Source organism: Paraburkholderia sp. MM5496-R1, assembly GCF_050436205.1.
Classification (GTDB): Bacteria; Pseudomonadota; Gammaproteobacteria; order Burkholderiales; family Burkholderiaceae; genus Paraburkholderia; species Paraburkholderia tuberum.
Window position 1 is genome coordinate 1,312,970 of the sequence record NZ_JBNDLT010000002.1, and the last position, 13,677, is coordinate 1,326,646.

At 65.2% G+C, this 13,677-nt stretch carries 13 protein-coding genes, 1 tRNA gene and 1 pseudogene; 9 read left to right on the plus strand and 6 right to left on the minus strand.

The window, feature by feature from the left end; all coding sequences use genetic code 11:
- Positions 1–7: 7 nt before the first annotated feature.
- Positions 8–583: a DUF4142 domain-containing protein gene (locus tag OKW38_RS12885; RefSeq protein WP_429361778.1), complete on the minus strand. Its 576-nt coding sequence runs from the start codon at positions 581–583 to the stop codon at positions 8–10.
- Between the two features lie 352 nt (positions 584–935).
- On the opposite strand from OKW38_RS12885, the gene OKW38_RS12890 reads away from it, so the two are divergent.
- Complete coding sequence (locus tag OKW38_RS12890) at positions 936–1,928, plus strand: chemotaxis protein (RefSeq protein ID WP_429361780.1); 993 nt, start codon at positions 936–938, stop codon at positions 1,926–1,928.
- 100 nt (positions 1,929–2,028) lie between these two features.
- On the opposite strand, the pseudogene OKW38_RS12895 reads toward OKW38_RS12890, so the two are convergent.
- Positions 2,029–2,145, minus strand: a pseudogene (locus OKW38_RS12895) (asparaginase); the annotation flags it as partial.
- Positions 2,146–2,201: 56 nt separating this feature from the next.
- A complete protein-coding gene (locus OKW38_RS12900; RefSeq protein ID WP_429361782.1) occupies positions 2,202–3,464 on the minus strand; it encodes an MFS transporter in 1,263 nt (420 codons plus the stop codon).
- A 539-nt stretch (positions 3,465–4,003) separates the two neighbouring features.
- Here OKW38_RS12900 and OKW38_RS12905 point away from each other — a divergent pair.
- From OKW38_RS12905 to OKW38_RS12940, 8 genes are all read left to right on the plus strand, one after another.
- Positions 4,004–6,805, plus strand: a complete 2,802-nt coding sequence (locus OKW38_RS12905) for a monovalent cation/H+ antiporter subunit A (protein WP_429361783.1) — start codon at positions 4,004–4,006, stop codon at positions 6,803–6,805.
- Positions 6,805–7,137 carry a Na+/H+ antiporter subunit C gene (locus OKW38_RS12910; RefSeq protein WP_429361785.1) on the plus strand — a complete coding sequence of 111 codons (333 nt, stop codon included), beginning with the start codon at positions 6,805–6,807 and terminating at the stop codon, positions 7,135–7,137. Before OKW38_RS12905 ends, OKW38_RS12910 begins: the two co-directional genes overlap by 1 nt.
- Entirely contained in the window at positions 7,134–8,915 is a 1,782-nt protein-coding gene (locus OKW38_RS12915) for a monovalent cation/H+ antiporter subunit D (RefSeq protein WP_429361787.1), read from the plus strand. The genes OKW38_RS12910 and OKW38_RS12915 overlap by 4 nt, the downstream gene beginning before the upstream one ends.
- 2 nt (positions 8,916–8,917) lie before the next feature.
- On the plus strand, positions 8,918–9,412 hold the full coding sequence (locus OKW38_RS12920) for a Na+/H+ antiporter subunit E (RefSeq protein ID WP_429292575.1): 495 nt from the start codon (positions 8,918–8,920) through the stop codon (positions 9,410–9,412).
- Entirely contained in the window at positions 9,406–9,681 is a 276-nt protein-coding gene (locus tag OKW38_RS12925; RefSeq protein WP_018418609.1) for a K+/H+ antiporter subunit F, read from the plus strand. The genes OKW38_RS12920 and OKW38_RS12925 overlap by 7 nt, the downstream gene beginning before the upstream one ends.
- Before the next feature lie 8 nt (positions 9,682–9,689).
- Positions 9,690–10,082, plus strand: coding sequence for a Na+/H+ antiporter subunit G (locus OKW38_RS12930; protein ID WP_429361788.1), 393 nt, complete (start codon positions 9,690–9,692; stop codon positions 10,080–10,082).
- A gap of 105 nt (positions 10,083–10,187) precedes the next feature.
- Positions 10,188–10,364 (plus strand): hypothetical protein, encoded by a 177-nt coding sequence (locus OKW38_RS12935; RefSeq protein WP_167368631.1) that lies wholly within the window; start codon positions 10,188–10,190, stop codon positions 10,362–10,364.
- Positions 10,361–10,768 carry a type II toxin-antitoxin system death-on-curing family toxin gene (locus tag OKW38_RS12940; RefSeq protein WP_208524329.1) on the plus strand — a complete coding sequence of 136 codons (408 nt, stop codon included), beginning with the start codon at positions 10,361–10,363 and terminating at the stop codon, positions 10,766–10,768. Before OKW38_RS12935 ends, OKW38_RS12940 begins: the two co-directional genes overlap by 4 nt.
- A 207-nt stretch (positions 10,769–10,975) precedes the next feature.
- Here the strand turns inward: OKW38_RS12940 and OKW38_RS12945 are convergent.
- From OKW38_RS12945 to OKW38_RS12955, 3 genes are all read right to left on the minus strand, one after another.
- Positions 10,976–11,066, minus strand: a tRNA-Ser gene (locus OKW38_RS12945).
- Between the two features lie 70 nt (positions 11,067–11,136).
- A complete protein-coding gene (locus OKW38_RS12950; RefSeq protein WP_429361790.1) occupies positions 11,137–13,155 on the minus strand; it encodes a sodium:solute symporter family protein in 2,019 nt (672 codons plus the stop codon).
- 4 nt (positions 13,156–13,159) lie between these two features.
- Positions 13,160–13,588, minus strand: coding sequence for a DUF4212 domain-containing protein (locus OKW38_RS12955; RefSeq protein ID WP_429336066.1), 429 nt, complete (start codon positions 13,586–13,588; stop codon positions 13,160–13,162).
- Positions 13,589–13,677 lie beyond the last annotated feature (89 nt).

Here is a 13,677-nt window from a genome sequence, read left to right on the forward strand (position 1 = left end):
ACGCCGCTTATTGCGCGGCCACGGACAGATGCTTGCGCTTCGCGAGATCCTGCGCCATCGCATAGTGCTGCTGGATCGTCGGCAGCGCCTGTTTCGCGGCGGCCGTCAACTGCTCGTCGCGGCCCGCTGCGATTTCCGCCTGGAAAGCGGACAGTGCCTTCTGTTCACCCGCGAGCGCGACCTGCTCGATGTACACCTTGTCGAAGTCCGCGCCGCGCAGATGGTTGATGCTTGCGAGCACGGCCGCATCGGGATCGTTCTTCGGCACGTCGACACCGCGCGGACTCGCCGCGCGCAACGCGTCGGTGATCTTCGCGTCGTCGCTCGACACGCGCTCGGCGAAGGCCTTTACGTCGCGGTCGGCCGAACGCGCGGTGGCGATACGCGCGGCATCGCGCTGCGTCGCGACGGCTTGCGTGCCGTCCGCGATGAAGGTCTGGTCGGCGGCATGCAGGCGGCCCGTGTCCGTGGACGCGGCGCTCTGCGCGCTGGCCACCGAGGCGGCCGTCAGAAGACCACCGAAGCAGGCAACGGCGGCGATGCGGGCCAAAGCGACGGAAGGGACGGAAGGCAGGCGGATCATACGTTCTCCTTGAGGTGAAAGCATCTGAAAGCAAAACGACGGACACGTGTGCGCCGCGAACGAAAGCGTGCGATGCAAAACGCTGCGGACTGCTTGCGAGCCCAGCGCGGCGCCACGCTTTTATCGCTGCCGATTCTAGAAGCCACACCGTCGGGCAGGTGAAACCCTGCTGTCGCTTCTGTAACCTTAGGTAACCCTCATATGAATGCGCACACGTTTGCCGTATTCGCGTGAATCGCGCGCGCCGCTCGACGCTGCCACGCAGTGCTGAATTTTTTGCCATCGGCGCCGATAACCAGATACAGGCAACGCTCAGCACCGCTCAGCACCGCAATTCTGGAGAACGATTCCGATGGCAGACGACCACCGTGCCAATCACGAGCGCCACACCGAACGCAGCAACCTGACGAGCTCCAACAAGTTCGAGCTGCTGCTATACCGCCTCGGCCACGTGCCGGGCAGCGACGCGCACGAGTTGTATGGGATCAACGTGTTCAAGGTGCGCGAAATCTCGACGATGCCGACCGTCACGCCGATCGCCGGATCGTCGCCTTACGTGATGGGCGCGGTCGACATTCGCGGGCAGATCATCCCCGTGATCGATCTGCCGCGGTTGATGGGCTGCGAGCCGACGCGCGGCCTGAACATCCTGCTGGTCACCGAATTCGCGCGTTCGACGCAGGCCTTCGCGGTCGAGGAAGTCGACGACATCGTCCGGCTCGAATGGAACCAGGTGCTGTCGGCCGATGGCTCGGCGGGCGGCAAGCTCGTCACGAGCATCGCGCGCATCGACGGCAATACCGGCGACTCGCGCCTCGCCCAGGTGATCGACGTCGAGCAGGTGTTGCGCGACGTGTTCCCGTCGCAGCATCCGAGCGTCGATCCGGCCTCGGTCGGCCAGGCGCTCGGCATCCGCCGCGGCGCGAAGATCCTCGCCGCCGACGACTCCGGCTTCGCGCGCAAGCTGATCGAACAGGCGCTCGCCGCGATCGGCGCTGACTACATCATGACGAAGACCGGCGAGGAAGCGTGGCAGACGCTGCAGCAGGTCGCGCGCGAAGCGCAGAAAAACGGCGCGCGCGCGAAAGACACCATCGCGCTCGTATTGACCGATCTGGAGATGCCGGAGATGGACGGCTTCATGCTGACGCGCCAGATCAAGGCCGATGAACGCACGCGCGATATTCCGGTGATCATTCACTCGTCGCTGACGGGCGCGGCCAACGAGGCGCATGTGAAGAACGCGGGCGCCAACGGCTATGTCGCGAAGTTCGCGGCGAGCGAGCTCGCCGATGCGATCCGTGATGCGCTGGGTGCCGCGCCGGCGAAGGCGGCGGCGGCTTGAGCTCTGGGGTGTCGAGCAGTGAATCGGGTCGCCGCGCTCAACGATGCGCGGCAAGCTCGATCGAGAAGTCCATCCGGCCGATCTCGACGCCCATCGTGTTGAGGCGCTGCGGCGCATCGACGACCGCGACGTGCGCGAGATGCGTGTTCTCGACGGATTCACCACGATAGATCGTCGCCGCGACCGGCGCGGCGGGGTGCAGCTCGGACTGGCTCATGCGGTTCGTCTCCTCGTCGTGTCATGGATCGGGCGATGGCGCCCAGGCCCTGGCAATCAGGCGCTCGCCGCGAGCGCCTCTTCGCGCTCGAGCGTGCGCGTGTGCCGCAGTTCGGGAAAGAACCGCATCCACAACAGCGCGATCGCGATCGTCGCGATACCGCCGACCAGCACCGCCGGCTGCGCGCCCCACCATCCCGCGGTCAGGCCCGATTCGAACTCGCCCAATTGATTCGACGTCCCGATGAACAACGAATTGACCGCGCTGACGCGGCCGAGCATTTCATCGGGCGTGCGCAATTGCACGAGCGACAGCCGCACCACCACGCTGATCGTGTCCGACGCGCCGAGCACCATCAGAGCGAACAACGACACCAGGAACTGATGCGACAGCCCGAACACGATCGTCGCGATGCCGAACACGATCACGCCGCCGAACATCGCCGCGCCGGGCCGGTTGCGCAATGGAAAATGCGCGAGCCAGATCGTGCCCGCGAGCGCGCCGATCGCCGTGCCCGAGCGCAACAGGCCGAGACCGAGCGGGCCCGCGTGCAGCACGTCGCGCGCGAAGATCGGCAGCAACGCGGTCGCGCCGCCGAACAGTACCGCGAACAGATCGAGCGACAGCGCGCCGAGAATCACCGGCTCGCGACGAATGAACGCGATGCCCGAAAAGATCGATTCGAGCGTGACGGGCGCGCGGCTCGCCGGCTTCATCTGCAACGGAATGCTCCACACCGACGCGGCCGCCGCCGCGAACGTCAGCGTGCACGCGAGATACGCGGCACCGGGCCCGATGCCGTACAGCAGACCACCGAGCGCGGGCCCGGCGATCTGCGCGGTCTGATTGGCGGACGTCGCCCACGCGGTCGCCTTCGGCAGATAGCCGCGCGGCACCACGGCCGGCAGCAGCGACGCCACGGCCGGCGATTCGAACGCGCGCGACGCGCCGACGCAGGCAGCCAGCACGTAGATGACCGGCGCGCTGATCCAGCCGCCGAAGGTGCCGATCGCGAACAGCAATGCAGCGACACTTTCGAGGCTCTGGCAGACGGCGGCGATGCGGCGGCGATCGTAACGATCGGCGACATGGCCGACGACGAGCGTCAGCAGGAACATCGGCAGAAACTGCGCGAGACCGACGAGGCCAAGTGCGAACGCGCTATGCGTGAGCGCGTAGACATGCCAGCCCATCGCGACCGCGAGCATCTGGAACGACAGCGACGACAGGATGCGGGTGCACCAGAAACGCTGGAACGGCGGGTGTTTCGGCAGGCTGAAATGCGGGGAATCGGCGGGATCGATGGAGGCTGGGGGCATCGGTTGTTGCTCGTGACGGGGCGCATCGGGGCGTGGGTTGGCCGGGCGCTAGTTTAGAGCAAGACCGGAGGGCATGCACAAAGGAGGCTGATCTCGAACCAGTGGAGACGCCCATCGTCGAAATGGGACGCCATACCTAAACCGTAGCCCGGCACATCGGACACCCATGTGCCATCGAAAAGATTGAAAGCCAATTGTGGCCTGGCTCTTCAGTTGTATACAGATCCAGTTCGGTTCCTTTCAATTTGGCGCCTCGATTGATCGTCAAGTTTGCCGATTACAGTGCATCAGCGCGCCGCATGTCACGCGACGGGTGTTAAATCGAACGCGCGTCCGCATCAATGGGCATGATTGGGCATCAGTCGGGCTCGCCGCGCGCTTCGCGGTGCGTATATTTATGCTTGATGTATCGATGTGAACTGCCGGGCTGTTTGCGGCTATGATTGTGCCCCGTGGGCAGCCGCCCGGCTGGCGGCACGCCGGCCCAGTCCCACCGGCCAGCCACACCGTCTAACACTCGAACTCCCGGAGGGCATCGAATGGTACTGGGGTGGCTCGTCCTACTTCCGTTCATGGCCGCGGCGCTCATTGCGCTCACGAGGCCGCGCGCCGCCGCGCTCTGCACCTGGATCGCGTTCGCGACGGCGCTGTTCGGCTGCGCGCTGCTGCTGAGCGAGCGCGTGGGCATGGGCGACCACGACGTGCTGCAATGGCGCCATGAGTGGATGCCCGACATCGGCCTCGCGCTGTCGCTGCGCCTCGATGGCCTCTCGTTCATGTTCGCGTTGCTCGTACTCGCGATCGGCCTGCTCGTCTTCATCTACGCACGCTACTACCTCGCCGGCAGCGATTCGTTGCCGCGTCTGTACCTGCTGCTACTGCTCTTCATGGGCGCGATGCTCGGCATCGTGCTGTCGAACAACCTGCTGCTGCTCGTCATCTTCTGGGAACTGACGAGCCTCGTCTCGTTCCTGCTGATCGGCTTCTGGCCATCGCGGCCCGACGCAAGGCGCGGCGCACGCATGGCGCTCACCATCACCGGCGCGGGCGGTCTCGCGCTGCTTGCGGCCGTGCTGTTGCTCGGCCACGTATGCGGCAGCTACGAGCTGAACGACGTGCTCGCCCAGCTTGACAAGGTGCAGCACGATCCGCTCTACCCGGCCATTCTGCTGCTCACGCTGTTCGCGGCGTTCACGAAGTCGGCGCAGTTTCCTTTTCACTTCTGGCTACCGCACGCGATGTCGGCGCCCACACCCGTGTCGGCCTATCTGCATTCGGCGACGATGGTGAAGGCCGGCGTGTTCCTGCTCGCGCGTCTCTATCCGCTCTTCGAAGGTACCCACCTGTGGGCTTACACGGCGACAGTGGCCGGGCTCGTCACGCTGGTGGGCGGCGCGGGGTTGGCGTTGTTGCAGCGCGATCTGAAGGGCCTGCTCGCCTATTCGACCATCAGCCATCTCGGCCTGATCGTGCTGCTGTTCGGCCTCGACACGCAGCTCTCGACTGTCGCCGCGCTCTTTCACACGGTCAACCACGCGGTGTTCAAGGCGTCGCTCTTCATGGCCGCGGGCATCGTCGATCACGAAACCGGCACGCGCGATCTGGGCCGTCTGCGCGGCCTGCGCAGGTACATGCCGCATACCGCCGTGCTCGCGAGCGTCGCGTCGCTGTCGATGGCCGGCGTGCCGCTGCTCAACGGCTTTCTCTCGAAGGAAATGTTCTTCGGCGAAACACTCGCGCAAAGCATGTTCGGGCCGCTGAACCTCGCCGTGCCGGTCATCGCGATCGTGGCGGCGGCGCTCTCCGTGGCGTACTCGCTACGTTTCGTCTGGGGCGTGTTTTTCGACGGCGAGACGCCGCGCGATCTGCCGCACTATCCGCCGCACGAGGCGCCGCGCTTCATGCGGCTGCCGGTCGAGATTCTCGTGGCGCTGTGCCTGCTGATCGGCCTGTTCCCGCAGCAAAGCATCGGCAGGCTGCTCGAATCGGCCGCGTGGGTCACGCTCGGCGGCAAGCTGCCCGACTACAGCCTGAGACTGTGGCACGGCGTCAATACGCCGCTCGTGATGAGCGCGGTGTCGTTCGCGGCGGGTGCGGCGCTCTTTTTCCTGCGCCGCAATGCGTTCCGCCACCGTCGCACGGCGCTCACCGAGTTGAACGCGAGCGAAATCTTCGACCGCTTCGTGCAGCGTCTCGAACAGTGCGCCGGCGTGATCGTGCGCTTGTTCGAGACGCGCTCGCTGCCGGCCTACCTCGCATGGATGATCGCGGCGATGCTGATCGTGCCGGGCGTGCCGCTCGTCGCGCTCGACACCTGGAGCGGCAGCCACACGCGCCTGCCGCCCGATCCGTTCACGCTGGGCGGCCTCGTGCTGATGGCGTTGCTCGCCGTCGGCGTGGTGTGCGTGCGTGCGCGCACCCTTTACGCGCTCGTGATGCTGAGCACCTGCGGCCTGCTCGTGTCGCTCGCCTTCGTGCGCTTCTCCGCGCCCGATCTCGCGCTCACGCAGATCTCCGTCGAACTGGTCACGATCCTGCTGCTCGTGCTGGCCGTCTATTTCCTGCCCGCGCTGCAACGCGCCGTCGAGCCGCTCCCCGTCCGGCTGCGCAACGGCGTGCTCGCGCTCGGCGGCGGCGCGCTGCTCGGCGCCGTGTCGTACAGGATCATGACGAGCGCGCCGCTGCCAGGCATCGCTCCGTACTTCCTCGCCAATGCGCTGCCCGGCAGCGGCGGCCACAACGTCGTCAACGTGATCCTCGTGGATTTCCGCGGCTTCGACACGATGGTCGAAATCAGCGTGCTCGTGGTCGCGGGGCTCGCCGTCAAGGCGCTGCTGCGCGGGCTGCGCCTGAAGTCCCCCGATGCGGGGCCGGATGGCCGGCCATGGTCGTCGCAATCGCATCCGCTGATGCTCGCGATCCTCGCGCGGCTGATGCTGCCGCTCACCGTGCTCGTCGCCGTGTTCGTGTTCCTGCGCGGCCACAATCTGCCGGGCGGCGGCTTCATCGCGTCGCTGATCCTCTCGATCGCGTTGTTGCTGCAGTACGTCGCGAGCGGGGTGCTGTGGACCGAGTCGCGCATCCACCTCAACTACCGCGCGCTTGCGGGCTTCGGCATTCTGATCGCCGCGGCCACGGGGCTCGGCAGTCTCGCGTTCGGCCAGCCGTTTTTGACCAGTGCGTTCGGGCACCTGCACGTGCCGCTGATCGGCGAGATCGAACTGTCCACGGCGATGCTGTTCGATCTCGGCGTAACGGGCGCGGTAGTCGGCACGACGCTCACGATCGTCTCGCACCTCGGCGTACGCGACAAGGACATGCAGTCCGTGGAGAAAAGCTGATGGAAGCCGCCTTTGCCATCGCGATCGGCGTGCTTTGCGCGTGCGGCATCTACCTGCTGCTGTGCGCACGCGTGTTGCCGGTGATTCTCGGCATCACGCTGTTCTCGTATGCGATCAACCTGTTCCTGCTCGGCATGGGCCGGCTTGCGATCGGCAAGCCAGCGGTCATCGCGGCGGCGGCGCAATACGTCGATCCGGTGCCGCAAGCGCTCGTGCTGACGGCCATCGTGATCGGCTTTGCAATGACGGCCTTCACCGTGGTGCTCGCGCTGCGCTCGTTTTCGATCACGGGCAACGATCACGTCAATGACGAGGAGACGCCCGTCGAATGAACCACGTTCTCCTGCTCCCGATCCTGATTCCGCTCTTTTCCGCGGGCGTCATCGTCGTGCTGCCGCTGCGCGCGAAACGCCTGCAACGCGCGCTGAACGCGCTCGCCATCATCGCGCTGCTGCCCGTCGCGTGCCTGCTGATGGCGCGCGCCGCGCAAGGCGAGATCGCCAGCTACGCGCTCGGCGCATGGCCGGCGCCGTTCGGCATCGTGCTGGAACTCGACCGGCTCGGTGCGCTGATGCTGGTGCTCACCGCCGTGCTGGCGGTCTGCTGCCTGCTCGGCACCTCGAGCGAGGACGCGAGGCGCGGCCGCTATTTCCGTGCGCTGTTCCAGTTCGAGCTGATGGGCCTGAACGGCGCCTTCCTCGCGGGCGATCTCTTCAACCTGTTCGTGTTCTTCGAGCTGCTGCTGATCGCGTCGTACGCGCTGCTGCTGCATGGTGGCGGCGCGCGACGGGTGCGCAACGGGCTGCACTATCTGTTGATGAACCTCGTCGGTTCGTCGTTCTTTCTGGTCGCGATCGGCGTGCTCTACGGCGTCACGGGCACGCTCAACATGGCCGACATGGGCGAACGTCTGGCGCGTCTCGGGCCGGAGTCGCTGCCGCTCGCGCAGTTCGCGGGCGCGACGCTGATGCTCGTGTTCGGCCTCAAGGCCGCCGTGTTTCCGATGTCGTTCTGGTTGCCGCAGGCCTACCGCAGCGCCATCGGCCCGGTGGCCGCGCTGTTCGCGATCATGACCAAGGTCGGCATCTATGCGATGCTGCGCTGCGACGCGCTCGTGTTCGGCGCGGCGGGCGGCGTGCTCGATGCGTTCATGCATCAGTGGGCGTGGTGGCTCGCGATCGCGACGATCGTGTTCGGCGCGCTGGGCGCGTTGGCGGTGTCGAGTCTCAAGACCACGACGGGCTATCTCGTGCTGGTTTCGGTGGGTCTGCTGATCGCGGCGATCGCACTACAGACGCCGCTCGCATGGAGCGCGCTGCTCTACTACCTGATCAGCACGACGCTCTGCACTGGCGCGCTGTTCCTGCTCGCCGACACGCTCGAACCCGAGCAAGCCCCGACCCCGCACGCCGCCCATGCCGCCGTTTCCGCCGATGCCAATTCGATCGAGCCCGGTTCGCTCGAAGCGCTCGACGACGCGGCCGCGGCGGCCATCTCGCCCGCCCCGGACGGCGAAGCGGTGGCGACGCTGGCGCGGATGCAGCCGCTGCAGGTCGAGACGGCCGGCGCGCTCGCCGTGCTGGTCGGGGAACCGGCTCACACCGAAGCCGAAGCTACGGTCGAAGCGGTGCCGCGCACGCATGCACCGTGGCCGTCGAACCTCGCCGCGCTGCTCTATCTGATCGCCGCGGTGGGCGCCGCGGGCCTGCCGCCGCTGTCCGGGTTCCTCGGCAAGGCGATGGTGCTGGCCGCCACGCCGCTCGGCGCGGCAGTCGTGCTATGGCCGGCCGTACTGCTGTCGAGCCTGCTCTCGATCGTCGCGCTGAGCCGCACGGGCACGCGCCTGATGTGGGCCGCGCCGGCCGCGCGCGCCGCCGCCGGCAAAGAGGAGCGCGCACCGCGTGGCAGTAATGCGAAGCTCGCCGCCTGCGCGGTCCTGCTCGGCTGTGTCGTGGCCATCACGCTCGGCGCCGGCGCGGTGCGGCACTATCTCACCGATACGGCGACACAGCTATTCGATCGCGCCGCCTACGTGCACGCGATCCTGCCCGCGGCGCGCTCCTCGCCACCAGCGGCCGCCGCGACCACGGCCGACGCACAGGGGAACTGACGATGTTGAAAAGGCTCTTCCCCCACCCGTGGCTCGCGGTCTTCCTGATCATCTGCTGGGTGCTGCTGATGAACGACGTCTCGCCGGGCAATCTGCTGCTCGGCGCCGTGCTCGGCTACGCGATCTCTTTTCGCGTCGCCGAAGGCTTGTGGCTGCGACCGGTGCGCTTCGGCCGACCGTGGCTGCTCGTGCTCCTCGCCTGGCATGTGTTGGTCGATATCATCGTGGCCAACGTCGAGGTCGCGCTGCTCGTGCTCGGCCCGACGCAGCGGATGCGCCCGGCGTTCATCGAAGTGCCGCTCGACAGCACCCACGAGATCGCGCTCACGGTACTCATCAGCGTGGTCTCGCTGAGCCCGGGCACGCTGTGCGCCGAACTCAGCGACGACCGCACGCGCCTCTCCGTGCACGTGCTCGATCTCGGCGACGAAGCGGCACTCATCGCGCTCATCAAGTCCCGTTATGAAGCCCCATTGATGGAGATCTTCGCATGCTAGCCATCGTGATTCCGATCTCGCTCGCGATCCTCGGCATCGCGTTCCTGCTCGCGCTGTGGCGCCTCGTGCGCGGGCCGTCGCTGCCCGATCGCATCGTCGCGCTCGACACGCTCAACATCAATGCGATCGCGTTGATCGTCGTGTACGGCATCAGCTTGCGCTCGACGGTGCTCTTCGAGGTTGCGCTTCTGATTGCCGTGATGGGTTTCGTGGGTACCGTCGCGCTCACCAAGTATCTGCAGCGCGGCGACATCATCGAACTCAACTAGCGTGGGGTATGCCGATGGAAACTTTTGTCGAAGCGATCGTTTGTTTGCTGCTGCTGGCCGGCAGCCTGTTCACGCTGGTCGGGGCGGTCGGGCTCGCTCGGCTGCCCGACTTCTTCATGCGGCTGCACGGTCCGACCAAGTCGACCACGCTCGGTGTGGGCGGCATCGTGCTCGCGTCGGTGGTGTATTTCAGCGCGCATAACAACTTCGCGAGCCTGCATGAGTTGCTGATTCCGGCGTTTCTGTTTCTCACCGCGCCGATTAGCGCACATATGCTGGCGAAGGCGGGGATTCAGCAGGGAGTGACGCTGTCAGAGGCGACGCGGGGGCGGCCGCCTGTTACGGGCGCTTGCGCGGAACGGGGGAATACGGGGGAGTTGCGGGAGAGGGATGAGGGGTGATGTGGTAAACAGCACCGTTCAGGAAACTAAACTTGTGTGTAGAATCGACGTTAACAACGATGTGACAGCCCCTTAAAACCCAACCCCGAAGGAGATTCTATGGTCATGAAAGGAAAGACCGGGAACATCCACGGAGTCGAAGTCAAGGCCCGGGCAGGCGTACAGCTCCCGACAACAAAGGTCAATGCAAGCTCCGCGGATGGTCGTAAGCAGATCCTCAATGCAGCCAAACGCGTGTACGAACAGCATCATGCTGTCATTCAAGCGCTGGCAAAGAGATGATTCTTGATGCGGGTATGGTCGTGATCGTGCACGACTTTATTCTCTCCCGCGAACCAGGACTCGTTGGCACGACGAACAGGGGCACCTTGGAGGGTGCCCTTGGTCGTATTGAGAACCGCATTCACTATGGCGGACTGGAGGATGTCTTTGAGATCGCCGGGCTTTACGCAGAAGCGATCGCGCGCGGACACGCTTTTTCGGATGCCAACAAGAGGACGGCGCTGGTTTCGGCGTTAACCTATTTGCTTATTGAAGGGTACGCAGTCCGTCGTACTCAGGCGCTCGAAGAGATCATGGTTGACGTGGCTGAAGGCAGGCTTGACTACCAGGATCTCGCAAACATATTTTCTTCTCTTGCCTCGCCGATCGAACTGCCAGAAAGCCTTAGGCATAGGCCTGAATGAGCCCCGCCCCGAGCGGGGCTTTTCATTTGTTCCCCGGTAAGTCTCTTTGTCGAGCCGAGCCCCGGAAAACCCCGACCTGTGTTGTTCGTAGACGACGCATCGAAATGGCCGCCGGCGGGTGGGAAATTGCACCGCGTGCACGCGTGTGGGTACTGGTGCGGGTAGAAACGAAAAACGGGCCGAAAGGCCCGTATTCATTGGATGTCCTGGCGGAGAGAGGGGGATTCGAACCCCCGATAGGTTATTAACCTATACACGCTTTCCAGGCGTGCGACTTAAACCGCTCATCCATCTCTCCGGCGGGGAGCCGAATTATAGCAAACTTCGCGCCCTGCGCCACACCCTGGCCAAAGCTCCGCGCAAACCGCCTACGGATGCCGGATATAGTCGACCAGCGCGATCGTATAAGCGTCCGCCTTTCGATCGAGCAAACTCACCCCGATCGCCACGAGAAAACCCGCCGGCACACCGAACACGCCCGAACTGATCGGCTCGATGCCAAACCAGCGCGCACCCGTGAATCCCGTCAACTGCGTGAAGAACGGATACGTCGACACAATGTAGTAAATGCACACGACAAGCCCCGCGACCATCCCCGCCACCGCGCCGAGCCGCGTCGTGCGTTTCCAGAACACGCCGAGCACGAGCGCCGGAAACAGACTCGACGCCGCCAGCGAAAACGCCGCCCCGACCAGAAACAGAATATTCCCCGTATTCAGCGACGCCACGTACGACGCGAACAATGCGACACCCAGCAGCAGAATCTTCGAGATCGTCACGCGCCGCTGGCTCGACGCGTTCGGATCGACCATGTGGTAGTACACGTCGTGCGATAGCGCGTTCGCGATCGTCAGCAGCAGACCATCCGCGGTCGATAGCGCCGCCGCGAGCGCCCCCGCCGCGATCAAGCCCGACATCACATACGGCAGCCCCGCGATCTCGGGCGCCGCGAGCACGACCATATCAGGCTGCATCTGGATCTCGCTCCAGCGCACGATACCGTCGCCGTTCGTATCGGCGAGGCTGATCAGGCTCGGTTCGACCTTGCGCCATTGCATCAGCCACTGCGGCAGATCGGCGAAATGATGGCCGACCAGATTCGACAGGATCTCGTACTTGATCAGCACCGCCAGCACCGGCACGGTCAGATAGAACAGCGCGACGAAAAAGAGCGTCCAGCCGACCGAGCGCCGCGCCGACGCCACCGAAGTCGTCGTGTTATAGCGCGTCAGGATATGCGGCAGGCTCGCCGTGCCAAGCGACAGACACAGCAGCAGCGATAGAAAGTTACGCGCGTGCGTGCTCCGGTCTTCCTCACCGACAGCAGGAAACGGTTCCTGCATCGGCACCGGCGCGCTCGCCCGCATCAGCATGTCGTCTCGCTTCTGACTCCAGACGATCTGCGCGGCGGCGGCATCGCGCGGAAACTGTTCGAGCGCGCGCTCGCGCTCGTTGATCTCGCGCAACGGACCGTTATGGCGGCGCAGATCGCCGACCTCCTGCGTGAGCCGCTGCTTTTCCTCGATGAACGATTGCGGCAGCGTATCGAGCCGCAGTTGCATCAGCGCGGCGCGGCGTCGATAGTCGTCGCGCACGCGCTCCTCGAGCGGCGCGTCGCGCACCTGTTTCTCGAGCCCTTCCATGCGCTGCATCAGGCGCCCATAGCTGAATTGCGGCACCCAGCCGAGGCCGTCCTTGTGCGCGATCATCGATACCGGTATCAGCATCGCGAGGATCAGGATGACGTACTGCGCGACCTGGGTCCACGTAACGGCACGCATGCCGCCCAGAAACGAGCACACCAGAATGCCCGCGAGCCCGCAGAAAATGCCGACCGTGAAATCGACGCCGATAAAGCGCGTCGCGATCAGGCCGACGCCCTGGATCTGCGCGACCAGATAAACGAACGAGCAGAGGATCGCGGCGAGCGCCGCAAGGCCGCGCACCGCGTTGCTCGAATAGCGCGTGCCGAGAAAATCGGGAATCGTGTAGCGCGCAAGCTTGCGCACATACGGCGCGAGCAGGAACGCGACGAGGCAATAGCCGCCGGTCCAGCCCATCAGGTACGCGAGGCCGTCGTAGCCGGTCGCGTAGATCGAGCCGGCCAGACCGATGAACGACGCGGCCGACAACCAGTCGGCCGCGGTCGCCATGCCGTTGAACGCCGACGGCACGCGCCGCCCCGCTACGTAGTATTCGACCAGGTCGGACGTGCGCGACAGCACGCCGATCACCGCATACACCGCGATCGGCACGAACAGGAACACATAGCCGATCCACACCCCGGGACCGGTGCTGCGCTCGATGCGCCACATCACGTAGACGAACAGCAGAAAGCCGAGCGTATAGAGCGCGTACGAGCGGATCAGCCGATGCGTGAGCTTCATCGGCTCAGCGCCCGCGCGCGGCCGGCGCGGCCTTGCCGATCGCGACGTCATCGTTCGCGCCGGTGGTGGAATCCGCGGCGGGACCACTTGCCGCATCGCGCTGCGAATCCGCTTCGAACGCGTGCTGCAACTGACGATCGGCGCGCTGCATCAGCACGATATAGACGACGATCAGCGCGAGGTAGATCAGGATCGCGCCTTGTGCGCCAAAGTAGAACGGCAGCCTGAAGCCGCCTGCGTGCACCTGCGCGAGCGCGGGCGCCAGCAATGGCACGACGAAGGAGACGAAGAAGCCAAGCGTCATCAGCACCGCGATCAGCGCGAGGTTGAAACGCCAGTACTTGCGATGCGCGAGCGCCATCGCCGCCGAGACCGGTGGCGGTTCGGGCGGGGGGTTCAACCTGGCGTGGGAGGATAGGTGCGGCGCGGCCATGCGCCTATGTATCAAAAAGGCATCGGCGAGGCAATTGGGATTGTCCGCGCAACGCCGTGACGTAAGCCGTCCACTCGAATAACGGTTCT